This is a genomic window from Curtobacterium sp. 8I-2 (genome assembly GCF_902506155.1).
Lineage (GTDB): Bacteria > Actinomycetota > Actinomycetes > Actinomycetales > Microbacteriaceae > Curtobacterium > Curtobacterium poinsettiae.
Genome location: NZ_LR732827.1, coordinates 1,825,330 through 1,843,636 on the forward strand (window position 1 = coordinate 1,825,330; position 18,307 = coordinate 1,843,636).

Here is an 18,307-nt window from a genome sequence, read left to right on the forward strand (position 1 = left end):
CGGAACCGGGAACGACGAAGAGCCGCTCCGCCCTGATCGGCGGAGCGACTCTCCGTGTCGCGCGTGGTGCTGGTGGTGCGGTGGTGTTACTTGATCTGTGCGGTGATGGTGGCGGTGCCGACGAGGAGGCCGCGCTTGACGGCGTCGGTGCCGAAGGTCTTGTTCAGCAGGCCGGCGGCGTCTTCGCTGATGTGGACGGTGGTGCCGGTCAGGATGGCGTTGTCGCCCTCGAGCTGGAGGGGCTTGAGGGAGCCGCCGTGCAGCTCGAACAGGAACGCGTTGTTCACAGCGACCTTGCCGTTGACCAGGACGTCGCCGTAGAGCTTGGACGAGCCGGGGTTGACGACGAAGTTCTCGAGGGTGACGGTGGTGTCGCCGCCCTTGAGGGTCAGGCCGGAGTCGTCGTGGTTGAGCAGGCCCTGGACGTAGGGGCGGTAGTTGCCGTCGGGGGACCAGTAGGTGACCGATCCGGCGGTGATCGGGAACGACACGGATCCGTCGGCGAGCTTGGCGGTGCCGGAGACGCCGGGGGTGAGCTTGAGGGAGGTGAGGGCGTCGGTGAAGCCGGAGTCGAGCTTCACGGCGGTGGAGCCACCGAGGACCTCGGGCACCGAGGCGACCGGTGCGGGGATCTTCGACGACGACGAGGACACCGTGTGGATGGCGGGGGTCGCGGCCTGGGCGGAGGAGATGCCGAACGCGGCACCGCCCAGCACGAGGGCACCGGTGGTGGCGAGGGTGATGGAGGTCTTGAGGCTCTTACGCATCGTGATCAGTCCTTTGCTGTTGTCGCGCTCGGCGCGGCTGCTGTGTGCGCGCCGAACACACCCTGGTGCAGGGTGGAGAACCAGCGGTGTGCGGCTGGTGAGCGCTCCGGGTGGTTCCCGGTCGTTGCAGGTGATTCGGCACCCTCTGGCGAAGGGTTTGGACGGATCTGACGTCGTTACCGCTCTGTGACCTTTCGGCTGCTGCGGGTCAGGACGCCTTACCGGACGGGAGGCGCGGTGCCAGGCCGCCACGGGCCTCCCGTCCGTCGCGCAGTCGCGTCAGTGCTGCCCGCCGCGCAGGCGGCCGATGCCGAGCACGATGCCGACGACGACCATGCCGAGCACGAGGCCGGCCACGGCCGACACGGCCGTGTCGGCGATCCAGACGACGACGGGGCCGGCGGCATCGAGCGCGTGCTCGATCCCGTGCAGCAGGTCGTACGGTCCGTGCCAGATCGTCTCGGCCAGGTTCGCGATGACCAGGTGTCCGCCGACCCAGAGCATCGCGACGGTGCCGATGACGCTGATGACCCGGAAGACCATCGGCATCGCGCGGACGATCCTGGCACCGATCCGGCGGGTGCGGCGGACCGAGTTCTTCATCATCTGCAGGCCGATGTCGTCGACCTTGACGAGCAGCGCCACGGCGCCGTAGACGACCGCCGTCATGACCAGGCCGATCACGATCAGGGCGCCGAGCGTCGGCCAGAGCCCGAGGTCGGGGTCGAGGCCCGCCAGCGCGATGAGCATGATCTCGGTGCTCAGGATGAGGTCGGTGCGGATGGCGCCGAAGACGAGCTTCGGTTCGGTGACGGCCTCGTCGGACCCGCCCTCGTGGTGGACCCCGAACCACTCGGTCACCTTCTCGGCACCTTCGAAGCACAGGTAGGTGCCGCCGAGCAGCAGCAGCCAGGGCAGCACCCCGGGGGCGAACGCCGTCAGCAGCAGGGCCAGCGGGATGATGATGACGAACTTGTTGAACAGGCTGCCGAGGGCGATGCGCCCGACGACCGGCAGTTCGCGGGCGGGCTCCAGGCCCTGCACGTACTGGGGTGTGACGGCGGCGTCGTCGATGACGACCCCCGCGGTCTTCGCGCTGGCCTTGAGGGCTGCGGAGAGGATGTCGTCCACCACGGCGAGCAATCCGACTGACAATGTGTTCTCCACTCGTCTGACCTGTGACCGTGCACAGCGTAGTGGCCGCGGAGCATCCTGAACGCCAGCCGCGGGGCGTCCGTAGGCTCGCGACATGGCTGACTTCACCGCATCCCAGGCCGCCGTCGTCCGGATCGAGCGTTCCGAGCAGGGCCGCTGGGACCTTTCCGTGATCAGCGACGCCGGTGTCGCGATGGGCCACGGCGTCTACTTGTTCGACGCAGCGCACGACGACGCCGAGGACGAGCGGGCCGCGGCACTCGACTTCGTACGCGAGTACGGCTTCCGGTTCGAGCCGGACGCCGTGCAGGCCGATGGCCCCGACGCCTTCTGGGCGCCGCTGCTGCCGTCCGACCAGCAGTAGGCGCTGCTGCGCGCGGGACTCAGCGCGGGACTCAGCGCGCCGAGTCCTCGAACCCGATCAGCCAGGCGACCCCGAAGGCGTCACGGACGGTGCCGTCCCAGTCGCCCCACGGTCGCTGCTGCAGTGGGTCGACGATCGTGCCGCCCTCGGCGAGCTGGTCGAACCACCGGCGCAGGACGTCCGGTTCCGCGGCGCCGAGCAGTGAGAAGAGCAGCCCCGTCGCCGAGAACGGGGTGTCGCCCTCGCTCGCGTCCGCGGCGAACAGCTGCAGCTCGCCGGTGAGCTGGCCGTGCGCGACGGCGTCGGCCGGGCCGTCCGTGCGGGAGAAGTCCGCGTAGGTCGCGATCTGCACCTGGCCACCGAACACCCGCTGCCAGTGCTCGAGGGCCTGCCTGGCGGTGCCGGCGAACTGGAAGTACGGCGCGGGTCCCGTTGTGTGCATGCCCGGCAAGGTACTCCGGAGTGCGGACTGGGGAAACCCCAGGGCTCGTCAGTCGAGCAGTGCGAGTGCGCGACGGCTGGGAGACGCCGTCGTCACGCCGAGACGCCTCCGGAAACGGGGGCGTCTCGACGACTTCCCGGCGTCGGGCGGACACGACGGCGTGTTCGCACCCGGCCACGGTGCGGACGGGAGGCCCGTGGGGACGCCGCCACGGGCCTCCCGTCCGGCACCGGGGCACGCGCACGGCGCGACGTTCCTTCCCATTGCGCCTGCGCTGGAAAGCGGAAACGGGCGTACCTGGCGGGAAGTTCCTGCCAGGTACGCCCGATTCGACCAGGTACGCCCTGCGCCCCCGCGCCCCGCGGCTCAGGACGCGAGCGCGGCCATCTCGCGCACGACCGCACGGAGCCGGTCGGCGAGCTCGTCGTTGCTCCGCACGGTTTCGCGGTGCGCGACCTCGCTGAGTGCCGACATCACCAGGGTCACGGCGGTGCGGGCGGTCTGGGCGTCCGTGCGGGTGCCGACGACGCTGAGCAGGGACTGGCGCGACTCGGCCATCCACTGCATCACCATCGACGACATCTCCGGCCGGAGCACGAGCAGCTCCTTCATGCGCCTGCGGTCCTGCGAGAGCGGCACGGTCGCCGCGACCAGGGTGCACAGGTCGGCGACCAGGGCGCCGTCGGCCTCGGCGAACCAGGCCGCTGCGCGCTCCGGCACCTCGACCGAGTCGAGCCCGAGTGCCGCGTGCGCCTTCGACGAGAAGTAGTTGAAGAAGGTGCGGGGCGAGACGTCGGCGTCGGCGCAGATCTGCTCGACCGTCACGCCGTCGAGCCCGTGCGCGGACACGAGCGTCAGTGCCGCGTCGTGCAGCGCCTGCCGGGTCTGCTGCTTCTTCCGTTCACGCAGCGTGCACGGCTCCGTTGCCGCAGCCGCTGCCGGGGTGGTGATCACGTGGACTCCTGGTGGATCGATGTGGGTGGGAGGGGCGCCCGCCCGGAAAGGGGGCACGGGCGGACGCCCCGGTCGGTCACCGACGGTGCGTCGGCGCGGATCCGGTCGAACCCGAACCGGTCGGAACGGACCCGGTCATCGGGCCCGTGAACGAGCCGGCCTCGGCTGCGGCGGCGCCCGCCTCGGCCTCGAGCTGCGCCTCGGCGGACATGTCGGCCTGCTCCTGCAGCGCGGAACGCTGGCGCAACGGCGGCACCCGGAAGAACCAGGTCAGCACGAACGCGAGCAGGATGACGCCGAGACCGACCCAGTAGATCGTCACGGACGAGGCGTTGAAGCCCGCCATGAACGGCCGGGTCAGGCGGCTGTCGGCACCGGTCAGGAACGAGGTGTCGTTCGTGCTGGTGGCGCTGTCGCTCGTGGTGTTGCCGTCGTCGATCTTCTTCGCGAGCTCGGGGGTGAGCTCTTCGACCCAGTAGGAGCGCTGCGCAGCGTCCGACCAGTCGACGGACACGGTGCCGTCCTGCACGCTGGCGTGCGCCTGGTCGGCGACCTGCTCGAGGGCGGACTGCTCGGCGGCCGGCGTGGCCGCGGCGACCTGCTGGTCGATCACGGTCTGCGCTGCCGCTGCGGGCACGGCACCCGCGGCGACCTGCTGCTGCACGGCCGCGGTGACCTGCTCTGTGACCGCGGCGTCGGCGGCCTGCTTCGCCTTGGCCGAGGCGGCGTCGAGCTGTGACTGCACGGTCTTCGTCAGCGGGGTGACGACGGGCGTCCAGATCTTGTCCATGGCGCCCTGGTTGGCCTTCGCGCTGGCGACGGTCGGGTTGAGCGCGGCGTCGAGTGCCGGACCGAGGTCCTTCTGGTTCGCGGTCGCGGTCAGGATGTTCGCCGGCATCACCGAGAACAGGATGGACAGCAGCACGGCGGTGCCGAGCGTGCCACCGATCTGGCGGAAGAACGTGGCGGACGACGTGGCGACGCCCATGTCACGGGCCTCCACCGAGCCCTGCGACGCCAGGGTCAGCGACTGCATGACCGATCCGAGGCCGAGACCGATGAGGAACATGCCGATCATCAGGAACCAGAGCGGCTTGTCGATCGACATGAAGGTCAGGACGACGTAGCCGGCGGAGACGAGCGCGGTGCCGATGACCGGGAAGATCCGGTAACGGCCGACGCGGGCGACGATCTGACCCGAGGTGATCGAGGCGATCATGAGACCGCCGACCAGGGGCAGCGTGGCGAAGCCGGACTCGGTCGGGGTGAGCCCGACGACGATCTGCAGGTAGAGCGGGATCGTGAGCATCGCACCGAACATCGCGAAGCCGACCAGGAACCCGATGACGGTCGCCATCGAGAACGTGCCCGAGCGGAACAGCTTGAGCGGGATGATCGCCGCGTCGCCCATCTTCGACTCGATGAGCAGCAGACCGATCAGCCCGACGACACCGACGACGTAGCAGGCGATGGCGGCGGGGGAGCCCCAGCCCCAGATGCGGCCCTGTTCGGCGACGAGCAGGAGCGGCACGAGGGTGACGATGACGGCGGTCGCGCCCCACCAGTCGACCTTCGGCTTCGCGTCGCCGGCGCCGTGCACCTTCGGCAGGTGCAGGAACACGATGACCATGAGCAGCGCCGCGACACCGATCGGCACGTTGATCAGCAGGACCCAGCGCCAGCCGGTGATCCACAGGATCTCGGAGGAACCGGCGAGCAGACCACCGATGAGCGGGCCGATGACGGACGAGATGCCGAAGACGGCGAGGAAGTACCCCTGGTACTTGGCGCGCTCACGCGGGGCGAGGATGTCGCCCATGATCGCCAGCGGCAGCGACATCAGCGCACCGGCACCGATGCCCTGCACCGCGCGGAAGGCGGCGAGCATGAGCATCGAGGTGGACATCGACGACAGGACGGCGCCGAGGATGAAGACGACGATGCCGAAGATGTAGAGGGGACGGCGGCCGAAGATGTCGGAGAGCTTGCCGTAGATCGGCGTCGCGATCGTCGAGGTGATGAGGTACGCGGTGGTCACCCAGGCCTGCTGGTCGAGCCCGTGCAGGTCGTCGCCGATCGTGCGGATCGCCGTGCCGAACACCGTCTGGCCGAGCGAGGACAGGAACATGCCCGCCATCAGGCCGTAGATCACCAGGAGGATCTGACGGTGGGTCATCAGCGGCTGCTGGCCGGCGCCTCCGGAGGCCGCGGGGGCCTCGGCGGTGTGCCGACCGTGCTGCACCGAGACGGGTGCGGTGGCGGTCATCGAACTCCTTTTTCTGGCTGTGAAACTTTGCAGACCGCGCAACGATACATCTGTTGCTTCCGGCAAGCAACTAAATGTGCCCGCTACGCTGGGCGCGTGACCGACGACCGGCGTGCCGCAGAGCGACTCCTGCGATCCCAGCTCGACCGGCTGTGGGTCCGGCAGACCCTGCGCTCCTCGCTCATCGAGTCGCGCGGCGGGCTCGACCCGACCGCCCGCGTGATCCTGCGTGCCGTGGCCGGCCACGGCCCCGTCCGGGCGACCGCGATCGCCGACGCGACGGGGTTGTCCCGCCCGGTGATCAGCCGGCGGGTGGCCTCACTGATCGAGGCCGAGCACCTGATCGGGTCGCCCGATCCCGCGGACGGTCGCGCCACGCTCGTCACGCTCGCCCCCGCCGGCCGGCGGCTGCTCGACGAGCTGGACGCCGCCGGCGCCGAGGTCTTCGACGACCTGACGGGGGAGTTCGCCTCGGACGAGCTGCGCGCGCTCGCCGAGATGCTGACGCGGCTGAACGACCGGGCGGACGCGGTCCTGGGGATCGGCACCACGCGCTCCTGACGTGACCAACGGGGCGGACAGGAGGCCCGTGGCGGCGTCGCCACGGGCCTCCCGTCCCTGCGGAGCGCGCATTCGAGATACCGTTGGTGGTATGAGCACGGACACCACCCCCACCACTGAGACCCTCGACGACGGGCCCGTGGTGACGTTCGCCGATCTCGGCCTGAGCGACGCTGTGCTCAAGGCCGTCAAGGACATCGGTTACGAGACCCCTTCCGCCATCCAGGAAGCCACCATCCCCACCCTCCTCGCCGGGCGCGACGTCGTCGGCCTGGCACAGACCGGTACCGGCAAGACCGCGGCCTTCGCGCTGCCGATCCTGTCCCGCATGGAGTCCGGCAGCAAGAAGCCCCAGGCGCTCGTGCTGTCCCCGACGCGCGAGCTCGCCCTGCAGGTGTGCGAAGCGTTCGAGCAGTTCGCGTCCCACATGAAGAACGTCCACGTCCTGCCCGTCTACGGCGGCCAGGCGTACGGCGTGCAGCTCTCCGCCCTGCGCCGCGGCGTCGACGTCATCGTCGGCACCCCCGGTCGCATCATGGACCACCTGGCGAAGGGCACGCTCGACCTGTCCGAGCTGAAGTACCTGGTCCTCGACGAGGCCGACGAGATGCTCAAGATGGGCTTCGCCGAGGACGTCGAGACGATCCTCGCCGACACCCCGGACGACAAGCAGGTCGCGCTCTTCTCGGCGACGATGCCCGCGCAGATCCGCCGCATCTCGCAGCAGTACCTGACCGACCCGGCCGAGATCACCGTCAAGACCAAGACGAAGACCGCCGCGAACATCACGCAGCGCTACCTGATGGTCTCGTACCCGCAGAAGGTCGACGCGCTCACCCGCATCCTCGAGGTCGAGGACTTCGAGGGCATGATCATCTTCGTCCGCACCAAGAGCGAGACCGAGACCCTGGCCGAGAAGCTCCGTGCCCGCGGGTACGCCGCCGCCGCGATCAGCGGTGACGTCGCCCAGGCCCAGCGTGAGCGCACGGTCAACCAGCTGAAGTCGGGCAAGCTCGACATCCTGGTCGCCACCGACGTCGCCGCCCGTGGTCTCGACGTCGACCGCATCACGCACGTCGTGAACTTCGACATCCCCGTCGACATCGAGTCCTACGTGCACCGCATCGGTCGTACCGGTCGTGCCGGCCGCTCGGGTGACTCGATCAGCTTCGTCACCCCGCGTGAGCGTCGCCTGCTCGCCGCGATCGAGCGCCACACCAAGCAGCCGCTCACGCAGATGCAGCTGCCGACCATCGACGACGTCAACGAGACGCGCCTGACCCGCTTCGACGACGCCATCACCGCGGCGCTCGAGGACCAGGGCCGGATCGCCGCGTTCCGCGACGTCATCGCGCACTACGTCGAGCACCACGACGTCCCGTCGGACGACGTCGCTGCCGCCCTGGCGGTCGTGGCGCAGGGTGACTCGCCGCTGCTGCTCACCGCAGCCGACGACGCGCTCCGCTCGCAGATGGAGCGTGACGCCCGCCGCAGCGAGCGCGACGACCGTGGTGCCCGCGACGACCGCGGCGGCCGCAACGACCGTGGTGCCCGCGACGACCGTGGCGGCGACCGCGACCGTGGCGACCGCGCCCCGCGTCGTTCGCAGCCGATGTCCCCGTACCGCATCGAGGTCGGACGTCGTCACCGCGTCGAGCCGCGCCAGATCGTCGGTGCGCTGGCCAACGAAGGTGGCCTGCGCCGCGACGACTTCGGTGCGATCCAGATCCGTCCGGACTTCTCGATCGTCGAGCTGCCGGCCGACATGGACCCCGGTGTGCTCGACCGCCTGACCGACACCCGGATCAGCGGCAAGCTCATCGAGATCCGTGCGGATCGCCGTGGTGGCGGACGCCGTGACGACCGCGACGAGCGTCCGGAGCGCAAGCCGCGCTACTGAGACGTGCCGCGTTCGAGACGCGACCCCCTTCGGACGGGAGGCACGGTGCCAGCTGGCACCGTGCCTCCCGTCCGTCGTCGGTGCGCGTTCCGGGCCCGCGAGACGCCGTCGTGTCGCTTCCACGCCGCCGAGTCGGCGAGACGCCGCCGGATTCCGCGGCGTCTCGGGAACGCGACGGCGTGTGCGGGGCTACCAGGCGGCATCTTGCGGTGCGGGGAACCGCACATCCCGCCCGCAACCGTTCCCCTGCGGTCGGCACGGTGCTGTGATACCCGGAGCCGTGACGCAGGGAGCCGCGGAGAAGGCAGGGGAACATCGTGCACCGAGCACTCATCACCGCGGTCGCCGCCGCGGCGCTCGTCTTCGGAGGTGTGGCGCCTGCGACGGCGCACACCTCCTGGTCGTCGGTGCCGGGAGCACCGACCGCCGTCCGCGTCACCGGCGACGCCGACAGCGCCACGCTGACGTGGCGTGGCCCGAAGCACGGCGCGAAGGTGACGGGCTGGAAGGTCGCGGTCGCCGCCGTCGCGAACCGGCACGACCGTCAGGTCGACCGACTCCACCAGCGTGCCCGCTCCGACCGCTTCGACGAGCTCTCGCCCGCGACCACGTACCGGTTCTCGCTCCGTGCCCTCGGACACCGGGGGACCGGCCGCACGATCACGCTGCGCTGGACGGCACCACCCGCACCCGAGCCGGAGACGACGCAGTCGCTGTTCGGGCTCGACGGCAACGGTGACGTCGTGCGGTTCGCGGACTCCGGCAGCGGTGCGAAGACCGTCGTCGCGAGGGACGTCGAGGGCTTCGCCGCGAATGCCGACGGTGACGTGTTCACCCCGACGGCGGACGGCACCGCGATCCTGCTGCACCCGGCCGACGGCGGCGGGATCTCGGTCATCGCGTCCGGCCTGCACCTGACCCCGGACCTGCGGGCGGACGTCGCCGGCAACCTGTACTGGACGGACTCGGTGACCGGCGCGGTGCAGCAGTTGCCGGTCGGCACCTCGACCCAGAAGACCGTGCTCGACCTGGGTGGCAAAGCCGTCGGGAGCGATCAGCGTTTCTGGACGGTCACCCCGGACGGCAAGGTCGTCGTGCTCGGCGGAACGGTCAGCCAGCCGTACGTCAAGGGCACCGGCATCGCACCCCGCACGTTCACCGGGCCGAGCGGCATGATCGTCGGCTACCCCGCCGGTGTGCTCGCGGACTCCCAGGGCAACGTCTACGTCGACATCCGATCGACCGGTGCCGCCGGGTCGTGGATCTGGTACCAGCTCAAGCCCGGTGCGACCGAACTGACGAAGATCGAACCGCGGTACGCGTTCGACTACGCCGCCGCGAACGCGGATGGCTTCTCGCTCCTGCAGTCGGCGCAGTTCTGCCCCGCCCCGTCGGAGTACCGGCCGGGCGGGTGCACGATCGACCGCGGCATCCCGGACAAGCTCGTGGTCGGCAGCGGCGGGACGTCGACCGTGCCGGTGACCGGGCTGACCGCCGGGTCGCGTGGCGAGCACCTGGGTGCCGCCTCCGCCGACGGGGACGTGTTCGTCTCGATCGAGAGCGGCCCCTCGGTCGGGCTGTGGAAGGTCCCCGCCGCGGGTGGAGCTGCGCAGCAGCTCGACGTGGCGCAGTACTCGAGGCTGCTGGTGATCTGACCGGCGGTGCGAGGCGGAAGGGGGTGGGACGCAATGGTGCGTCCTACCCCCTTCCGTGTGTGGCTCGCGGTCAGGCCACGCCGGCGGCCGTGCGGCGGCACACCTCGTCCCACGGGGTCGGCTCGATGCCGAAGCGGGTGCGGCTCTCGGCGTCGTCGACCACGTACGGCGCGGTCCACTGGTAGGTCAGGTCGGCCAGCTCGCGCAGCATCGGCGACACGAGGGCGCCGACGCGGAACAGGGCCGCGGGCATCCGGCGTACCGGCACCGCGGGCTTCCCCGTCGCCGCGAGGACGTCGGTGAGGGCCTGGCGCTGCGTTCGCGCGGGGTTGCTCGGCACCATCCACGTGCGGCCGTGGGCGCTCTCGTCCTCGGCGGCGGCCACGAGGGTCCGGGCGACGTCGAGCACGTCGGTGAAGGTGTGCGGCAGGTCTGTGCGGCCGACCATCCACACCTCCCGGCCCCGCAGTGCCGCCGGCAGCACGCGCGTGACGTGCCCGTTCGCGCCGATCCCGGGCCCCAGGTAGTCCGAGGCGCGGACCTCGACGGCGCGGATCCGGCCCGCGTCGTGCGCGGCGAGGGCGTCGGCCCACATCCGCGCCCGGAGCACGCCCTTGCGGTCCGTGGCGGCGTCCGGCAGTCCCTCGTGCATCGGCCCGTCGACCGGGCCGTACGGGTACAGGTTCCCGGTGATGGCGTACGTCGCACCGGTCCGTTCGGCCGCGGTGAGCAGCGCTGCGGCGAGCGGGGGCCAGGTGCGTTCCCACTGCGTGTAGTCGCCGGGGTTCGCGCAGTTGTACAGGACGGCCGCTCCCTCGGCGGCGCGGGTGAGCGCGTCGGCGTCGGAGGCGTCGAGCGCGAGGTGCTCGACCCCGGCGACGCCGGTGCTGCGCCCGGAGCGGGAGACGACGGTGACGCGGTCGCCCCGGGCGTTCACGAGTCCGGCGACGTGGCGGCCGACCGGGCCGGCGCCGATCACGATGTGGTGGGACATGGTCTCCTGCTTCCTGGTCGATGCGAGAGCAGTGCTCTCGGAAGCGAGCATGACCGCTCCTGCGCGGAAAAGCAAGAGCACTGCTCTCCTTTGTGTGCGCTGCTCTCTCGTGCCAGGATCGACGGATGGCACCCACCGCCCGAGCGCTCGCACGGCAGACGGTCACCGCCGACATCCTGGCCGCGGCACGCACCCGTCTGACCGACGAGGGTCCTGCGGCCCTGAGCCTGCGTGCCGTCGCCCGTGACGTCGGGATGGTCTCGTCGGCCGTGTACCGGTACTTCCCGAGCCGCGACGACCTGCTGACCGCCCTGCTCATCACCGACTACGACGAGCTCGGTGCCGCGGTCGAGGCCGCCGGTGCGGCAGCCGGACCCGATGCCGGGTCGCGCTGGGTCGCGATGTGCCGGGCGATCCGTGACTGGTCGATCGCGCACCCGGGGGACTTCGCGTTGCTCTTCGGCTCGCCGGTACCGGGCTACGCCGCGCCGCGCGAGACGGTCGCACCCGCGACACGGACGACGCTCGCCCTGGTGCGCGTGGTCGCGGACGCCGTCGGCTCCGGTGCGCCCGGTGCGTCGGGTGCGTCGGGCGGATCGGGTACGTCGGGCTCGCCCGTCACGTCGACGCCGGGGACGGCCGGGAGGCCCGGATCACCCACCGCGCCCACGGCGGCTCCCGGGGTGGCCGGTCCCGCCGTCGCGGACGGGGTCGCCACCCTGCGCTCGTTCGGCATCTCCCTGCCCGACGAGGTCCTGGTCCGGACGCTGATGGCCTGGACGACGGTGTTCGGGACGATCTCGTTCGAGCTCTTCGGGCACTTCGTGGGGTCCGTGTCCGACGGTGCGGCGTACTTCGACCAGGTCATCGCACGCCTGGCCGACGACCTGGGGTTCACCGCCGTCTTCTGAGACGCCGTGTCCCCAGATCGGGTGAGCAACCTGACAGACTCCCCACCCGTGCGGTAGACAGGTCGTCACGCCCAGGTCGTGCCCGACGACCGAAGCGGACGACCGGCACGGTGGCCCCCGGGTCAGCTGCCGGACGGAACCACTCTCGGGCGTGCGCTGCGGCCGGGGCCCGCGGATCAGGAGGCATGCTTGCGACGCAGCACGTGCGACGGCACCACGGTCGGGGCGACCCGGTGACCGCGCTCGACGTCAGCCGACAGGACCGCCGCCGACTCACCACCGGAACGGCCCGCCGGCGCCTGGTCACCGTGCGGACCGTGGCGCTCCTGGCGTCCCTCGCCGGGGTGAACTACATCGTGTGGCGCTGGGCGGCCTCGGTGAACTGGCACTCGTGGTGGATCGCGGTGCCGCTGATCCTCGCCGAGACCTACAGCGTCATCGACTCGCTGCTCTTCGCGCTCGGGGCCTGGCGGCTCCGGGAGCGCGGCGAACCGCCGGCGAAGCCGTCCACCGACGTCACCGTCGACGTCTTCATCACGACCTACAACGAGCCGGTCGACCTGGTGGAGCGCACCGCCCGCGCGGCGAAGGCGATCACGCACCCGCACACCACCTGGATCCTCGACGACGGCAACCGCCCCGAGATGCGCGCGGCGGCCGAAGCGCTCGGCATCGGCGTCATCACGCGCGGCGCCGACTGGGTGGACCGGCCACGGCACGCGAAGGCCGGCAACCTCAACAACGCCCTGCTCGCGACCCAGGGCGAGTTCCTGCTCATCCTCGACGCCGACCAGGTGCCGGACCCGGCGATCCTCGACCGCACCCTCGGCTACTTCAAGGACCCGCAGATGGCGCTCGTGCAGACGCCGCAGTGGTTCGAGAACGTCCCCGCTGCCGACCCCCTCGGCAGCCAGGCACCGCTCTTCTACGGCCCGATCCAGCAGTCGAAGGACGGCTGGAACGCCGCGTTCTTCTGCGGGTCGAACGCGATCCTGCGGCGTGAGGCACTCATGCAGCTCGGCATCTCGCGCTACGTGGCCGAGGTCGAGGCGTCCGTGCAGCGCACCCTCGCCACGTCGCGCAAGCTCCTCGCCCGTTCCCGCGAGACCGAGACCGACCCGCGCGTGCTCGATGCCCTCGACGACGCCGAGGGCGTGGTCGACCGCGCACGCGAGCAGGTCCGGTCCGGCGAACCCCTGGGCGACGTGACCTACGCGTTCCAGCGGGGGATCGACGCCATCGCGTTCCGGTTTGCCGCCGCCGACCTCGAATCGGTGCGGAACGACCTGCAGGAGCTCGCGGCGATGTCCACCGACGCGAACACCTTCGCCGGACTCGACGACGCCGCCCTCGACGTGCTCGGGCGGCGCGAGGCCTCGCCGGTCGCCGCCATCGAGTCGATCGCCGTGCTCGCCCGTGCCCTCGACGTCAACCGTGACGACGAGGCCCAGCCGATCATGCCGCTGGCGACGATCTCGGTGACCGAGGACATGGCCACCGCGATGCGCCTGCACGGCCTCGGCTGGAAGTCGGCGTACCACGACGAGATCCTGGCGACGGGCCTGGCCCCCGAGGACCTGCCGACGATGCTCGTGCAGCGACTGCGCTGGGCGCAGGGCACCATGCAGGTGTTCTTCCGCGAGAACCCCCTGGTGCAGAAGGGGCTGTCGTGGGGGCAGCGGCTCATGTACTTCTCGACGATGTGGAGCTACCTGTCGGGGTTCGCCGCGATCGTCTACATCGCGGCGCCGGTGCTCTGCCTGTCGTTCGGGGTCGTGCCCGTGCAGGCCTACAGCGTCGACTTCTTCGCCCGGCTCATCCCGTTCCTGGTGTGCAACCAGCTGCTGTTCTGCGTGGTGGCCGCCGGCAGACCGACCTGGCGCGGGCAGCAGTACTCGCTCGCCCTGTTCCCGATCTGGATCGAGTCGGTGACCAGCGCCTTCCAGAACGTCTTCCGGGGCAAGCCGCTCGGGTTCCGCGTCACCCCGAAGGTGCGCGACGAGACCGAGCAGAAGCCGCGGTGGGACCTGGTCAAGCCGCAGCTCTGGGCGATGGGTGCCCTGGTCGCCGCCCTGGTGATGATCGTCATCCGGTACCTGACCGGTCAGGCCGAGGGGATCGCGCCGCTCGTCAACACCGCGTGGGTCGTCTTCGACCTGTTCATCTTCAGCATCGTCATCCGCGCGGTCCGGTACCGCGGCCCGGCCACCCCCGCACAGTCCGAACACGAGTCGAGCACCGCCGGAGGGCCCCTGTGAGCACCGAGACCACGTTCGAGGTCGCCGCGACGCCCGACTCCCTCAACGAGGTGCAGGACCGCTTCGCCGCGTGGTGGGACGGGCTCGGCATCGACGACGTGCGGCTCCGCTTCGCACTCGAGACCGCCCTGGCCGAGGTCGCCGCGAACATCGTCGAGCACACCGTCCGCGCCGACCGGGGGACCGGGCGCCGGTACTCCGTGCGCCTCCAGGCCACCGACCAGGCCCTGACCGCGGTGCTGACCGACAACGGGATGCCCGTCGACATCGACCTGAGCGCCGTCACCATGGCCGACGTCGAGCAGGAGAGCGGGCGTGGGCTGGCGCTCGCGATCGCCGCGCTCGACCGGCTCGAGCACCGGCACGAGTCCGGCCACAACGTCTGGATCCTCGCGTGCGACCGGTGAAGCAGCAGGTGGCCCGCGCCCTCGCCCTCCTCGTCACGATCGCCACGCTCCTGCTCGGTGGTGCGCTGCCCGCGTCCGTGGCGTCCGCGGCGTCGGCGTCACCCGTGCAGCGGGCCGCCGCCGTCGAGCCGGCGGGGGGCTCGACGTGGTTCGGCCCCGACCTCGACTGGGCGAGTGACTCGCCCGAGGGCTACGAGGGACGGCTCGGCGCGACGCCGTCGATGTACGGCGTCTCCGTCGACTACCCGCTCGACGGCCCGGCCAAGCAGGAACTCCTCCGGTCGGCGCGCGCGGCGGCGACCCAGGGTGCGGTGCTCGTCGTGAGCCTCGAACCCGACCGCAGGCTGCGGTCGCTCGACGCCGGGGACGCACGCGCCGTCAACTCCGTGTTCGAGGACCTGCACGACCAGTACGACACCCAGGTGCTCGTCCGGTTCGCACCGCAGATGAACGGCACGTGGGTCCGGTGGGGGCAGCAGCCGACCGAGTTCGTCCGGGCGTTCCGGGCGCTCGCCACGACCGTGCACGCGGGCGCGTCGGACGCGCTCATGGTGTGGTCCCCGGGGTACGGTGCCGGCTACCCGTTCGGCGAGTCCGCCGGGCGGCTGCGGGACCTGTCGGTGATCGACGTCGCGAAGGCGGACACCAACGGCGACGGACAGCTCACCGGTGCCGACGACCCGTACGGCCCCTACTGGCCGGGGGCCGAGGCCGTCGACTGGGTCGGGCTGTCGATGTTCTCGTACGGCAAGGGCGACCCGACCGAGGCCGCCGGTCGTGCCGTGCCACTCACCCGCAGCGGTGAGGTCGAGTCGCGGTTCGACGAGGACTGGGGCTACGACCAACCCCAGTCGGAGACGTTCTACGACCGGTTCGCGGTGGCCGACGACCGCCCGATGCTGCTCGACACCGGAGCCCTGTACAACCGGGAGCTGCAGGGCGACGCCGAGCTCCAGGTCAAGCGGAGCTGGTGGCGGCAGGTGCTCGCCGCCGTGCAGGAGCGTCCGCTGATCCGGGGCATGACCGTGCTCGAGGCGGAGCGCCGCGAGCCCGAAGCCGGCAACCGCGTGGCCGACTGGCGACTCACCGCGGACCCGGACGTCGCGAAGGCCTTCCGCGCCGACCTCGAGCGGTCCGGGGACTTCGCCTTCGGACCGGTCACCGACCGCGTCACCGTGCAGCAGGGCAACGCCGCGATCTCGCAGGAGTACGAGACCGGCGGCGACCAGATGGCGTGGATCGTCTGGCTGGCCGCGGGCCTGGCGATCGTCTTCCTGCTGAGCGGGGTCTTCGGGCGGCTGCTGCCGAGCTGGCGCTACCCCGACGACGGCAAGCCCGGCCGTGACCTGCGCCTCGACCTGTTCCGCGGGTTCATCATCCTCGCCGTGGTGATCACCCACATCGAGATCGGCGGACCGTACTCGTACCTGACGCTGCACGCCGTCGGGGCGATCACCGGCGCCGAGATGTTCGTGTTCCTGTCCGGCATGGTGCTCGGCATGACGTACCCGTTCGCCGTGAAGAAGTTCGGCGAGTGGGCTGCGGCGATCGGGGCGTGGAAGCGCGCACGCAAGCAGTACGTCGTCACGCTCGTGGTGATCGCCGTCGTGTTCGTGCTGAGCTTCGTGCCGTTCCTGAACACCGACGCCATCACGACCTTCACCGACCGGGGCACCGGCCTCGGTGGGGTCGACGCCGAGGGACGCGTCTACGACCTGTACCCGAACGTCATGCAGCTGCTCGCGTACCCGCCGCCCTGGTACGCGATCCGGCAGTTCCTGCTGCTCGAGATGGGGCCGTGGCCGTTCAACATCATGGGGCTGTTCGTGGTGCTGAGCCTGTTCATCCCGGCGTTCATCTGGGTGATCCGCCGCGGGTTCTGGTGGGCGCTCCTCGCCGCCAGCTGGGCGCTCTACGTGTTCCAGGCGCTCAACCCGGACTTCCGCCCGCTGAACTCGCAGTTCGAGGCGGTGTTCCCCCTGTTCACCTGGCAGGTCGTGTTCACCCACGGGCTCGTGCTCGGGTACTACCGGCGGCAGATCGTCGGCGCGCTCACCGGGCGTCTCGGCAAGGTCCTGGTCGGCATCGCGGTCGGCGGGTACGCGGCGTTCCTGGTCTACGTCTGGGCCGGTGACCACTTCGGGTTCACCCCGGTGCCGTTCCCGGCCGAGATGTACCAGTCGCTGTACAACACGGCGTACCAGCGGGTGGACCTGCAGTGGGGCCGCCTGGCGGACATCGCGTTCTTCGCGGTCGTGTCCTACGCGATCCTCACGGTGTTCTGGAAGCCCATCGCCGCCGCCATCGGCTGGCTCTGGATCCCGCTCGGGCAGGCGAGCCTGTACGTGTTCGTCTGGCAGGTGTTCTTCGCCCTGGCGATCGCGTCGATCCCCGGTGTGCCGTGGGGCGACTTCTGGATCGGGTTCGTGGTGCACACGGCGCTGATCCTGCTGGCCTGGTACATGGTCCGCAAGAAGTTCCTGTTCTCCGTCATCCCGCGCTGATCGCGCGCTCCGACGGACGGGAGGCCCGTGGCGGTGTCGCCACGGGCCTCCCGTCCGTCCTGCGGTCGCGTCTCAGGACGCGGGCAGGCGCGCACGGAGCGCGCCACGGACCGACTGCCACGCCGCCAGGCGGTCGCGGACCGCGTCGTCCTGCTCGGCGGCCAGGGCGTCCCGGTGTGCCTGCTCGAGCACCTCGTCGATGACGACCCGGCGCCCGCTGCGCGCCGACGTGATCGCGGCGTCGACCATCGTGAGGCTCATGACGTTGCCGTGCACCTCGCCGTCCGGCACCTCGCCGGAGCGGACGGCCCGGACGAAGGACGCCAGCGACCCGGCGATCTCGTGTCCCACCGACGGTGCCGTGACCGGGGACCCCGGTGTGCCGTCGAGGTCGCTCGACGGGTCGTGGTCGCCGTCCCAGAGTGCCGTGCCGGCGGCTCCGGAGGCGCGCCAGTCGCCGTTCCACGAGGTCTCCGCACCCGGCGCACACCAGGAGCCGTCGTAGACGTAGCGGACGTCGTCCTCGAACGTGAAGACGGCGGCGGCGGCCGCGTCGCCCCGGTACCAGGACCACGACGGGTTCCACGACTCGCAGTACACCGACACCGGATCGCGCTCGAGCACGTACCGCGCCGAGTCGAAGGCGTGGATGGCCATGTCGAGCAGCAGGACGTCGTCCATCTCCTCGCGGAAGCCACCGAAGTGCGGTGCCTTCGCGAACCGGGTGCTCAGCCCGCCCACGACACCGAGGTCGCGGACGTGCTGCCGGAACGCGACGAGCTGGTCGTTGTAGCGGCGGGACTGCGACACCATGAACAGCTTGCCGGTGGCCTCGGCGGCTGCCGCGAGCGACAGCGCCTCGGCGACGGTCTGCGCGGCGGGCTTCTCGCCGAGCACGGGGAGCCCGGCACGGAGCGCCTGCATGGTGACCGGGTGGTGCGCGACCGGCACGGTGATGTCGAGCACGGCCTCGGCCCCGGTCTCGGCGGCCAGCGTGGTCAGGTCCGTGCCGACCGGGATCGACGGGTCGCCGGCGTGTGCGGCGCCGGCACGCGCGGCGTCGAGGTCGAGGTCGACGATGCCGACCAGCTCGACCTCTGGGTCGGCGGCGACGGTGGCGAGCCAGGCCCGCCCCATCCCGCCGGCGCCGATCTGCAGGACGCGCAAGG

The 18,307-nt window shown here is 71.0% G+C and carries 15 protein-coding genes; 8 read left to right on the plus strand and 7 right to left on the minus strand.

The window, feature by feature from the left end; genetic code table 11:
- Positions 1–86: 86 nt before the first annotated feature.
- Positions 87–767: a hypothetical protein gene (locus tag BOSE127_RS12485; RefSeq protein ID WP_042537774.1), complete on the minus strand. Its 681-nt coding sequence runs from the start codon at positions 765–767 to the stop codon at positions 87–89.
- A gap of 279 nt (positions 768–1,046) precedes the next feature.
- Complete coding sequence (locus tag BOSE127_RS12490) at positions 1,047–1,922, minus strand: DUF808 domain-containing protein (RefSeq protein WP_042537898.1); 876 nt, start codon at positions 1,920–1,922, stop codon at positions 1,047–1,049.
- Between the two features lie 94 nt (positions 1,923–2,016).
- Between BOSE127_RS12490 and BOSE127_RS12495 the strand changes: the two genes are divergently transcribed.
- A complete protein-coding gene (locus BOSE127_RS12495; protein WP_042537772.1) occupies positions 2,017–2,286 on the plus strand; it encodes a hypothetical protein in 270 nt (89 codons plus the stop codon).
- Between the two features lie 31 nt (positions 2,287–2,317).
- Here BOSE127_RS12495 and BOSE127_RS12500 read toward each other — a convergent pair whose 3' ends face one another.
- The 3 genes from BOSE127_RS12500 to BOSE127_RS12510 form a co-directional block, all read right to left on the minus strand.
- The gene (locus BOSE127_RS12500; RefSeq protein WP_159557442.1) at positions 2,318–2,728 is read right to left on the minus strand and encodes a VOC family protein; all 411 of its coding nucleotides are present in this window, start codon (positions 2,726–2,728) and stop codon (positions 2,318–2,320) included.
- 366 nt (positions 2,729–3,094) lie between these two features.
- Positions 3,095–3,682, minus strand: a complete 588-nt coding sequence (locus BOSE127_RS12505; protein ID WP_056072745.1) for a TetR/AcrR family transcriptional regulator — start codon at positions 3,680–3,682, stop codon at positions 3,095–3,097.
- 76 nt (positions 3,683–3,758) lie between these two features.
- A complete protein-coding gene (locus tag BOSE127_RS12510; RefSeq protein WP_159557444.1) occupies positions 3,759–5,948 on the minus strand; it encodes an MDR family MFS transporter in 2,190 nt (729 codons plus the stop codon).
- Between the two features lie 96 nt (positions 5,949–6,044).
- On the opposite strand from BOSE127_RS12510, the gene BOSE127_RS12515 reads away from it, so the two are divergent.
- The 3 genes from BOSE127_RS12515 (at position 6,045) to BOSE127_RS12525 (ending at position 10,064) form a co-directional block, all read left to right on the plus strand.
- A complete protein-coding gene (locus BOSE127_RS12515; protein ID WP_159557446.1) occupies positions 6,045–6,509 on the plus strand; it encodes a MarR family winged helix-turn-helix transcriptional regulator in 465 nt (154 codons plus the stop codon).
- A gap of 91 nt (positions 6,510–6,600) precedes the next feature.
- Positions 6,601–8,409, plus strand: a complete 1,809-nt coding sequence (locus tag BOSE127_RS12520) for a DEAD/DEAH box helicase (RefSeq protein WP_017886812.1) — start codon at positions 6,601–6,603, stop codon at positions 8,407–8,409.
- A 317-nt stretch (positions 8,410–8,726) separates the two neighbouring features.
- Entirely contained in the window at positions 8,727–10,064 is a 1,338-nt protein-coding gene (locus BOSE127_RS12525) for a fibronectin type III domain-containing protein (protein WP_159557447.1), read from the plus strand.
- Between the two features lie 70 nt (positions 10,065–10,134).
- On the opposite strand, the gene BOSE127_RS12530 is transcribed toward BOSE127_RS12525, so the two are convergent.
- On the minus strand, positions 10,135–11,058 hold the full coding sequence (locus tag BOSE127_RS12530; RefSeq protein ID WP_236559546.1) for an NAD-dependent epimerase/dehydratase family protein: 924 nt from the start codon (positions 11,056–11,058) through the stop codon (positions 10,135–10,137).
- Between the two features lie 125 nt (positions 11,059–11,183).
- Here BOSE127_RS12530 and BOSE127_RS12535 point away from each other — a divergent pair, with 125 nt between their 5' ends.
- The 4 genes from BOSE127_RS12535 (at position 11,184) to opgC (ending at position 17,138) form a co-directional block, all read left to right on the plus strand.
- Complete coding sequence (locus BOSE127_RS12535; protein ID WP_017886809.1) at positions 11,184–11,969, plus strand: TetR/AcrR family transcriptional regulator; 786 nt, start codon at positions 11,184–11,186, stop codon at positions 11,967–11,969.
- A gap of 185 nt (positions 11,970–12,154) precedes the next feature.
- Complete coding sequence (locus BOSE127_RS12540; protein WP_236559547.1) at positions 12,155–14,227, plus strand: glycosyltransferase; 2,073 nt, start codon at positions 12,155–12,157, stop codon at positions 14,225–14,227.
- Entirely contained in the window at positions 14,224–14,634 is a 411-nt protein-coding gene (locus BOSE127_RS12545; protein ID WP_017886807.1) for an ATP-binding protein, read from the plus strand. Before BOSE127_RS12540 ends, BOSE127_RS12545 begins: the two co-directional genes overlap by 4 nt.
- Positions 14,631–17,138, plus strand: a complete 2,508-nt coding sequence (opgC, locus tag BOSE127_RS12550) for an OpgC domain-containing protein (protein WP_159557451.1) — start codon at positions 14,631–14,633, stop codon at positions 17,136–17,138. The genes BOSE127_RS12545 and opgC overlap by 4 nt, the downstream gene beginning before the upstream one ends.
- A gap of 72 nt (positions 17,139–17,210) precedes the next feature.
- Here the strand turns inward: opgC and BOSE127_RS12555 are convergent, their stop codons facing one another.
- The gene (locus BOSE127_RS12555) at positions 17,211–18,305 is read right to left on the minus strand and encodes a Gfo/Idh/MocA family protein (RefSeq protein WP_159558167.1); all 1,095 of its coding nucleotides are present in this window, start codon (positions 18,303–18,305) and stop codon (positions 17,211–17,213) included.
- Positions 18,306–18,307 lie beyond the last annotated feature (2 nt).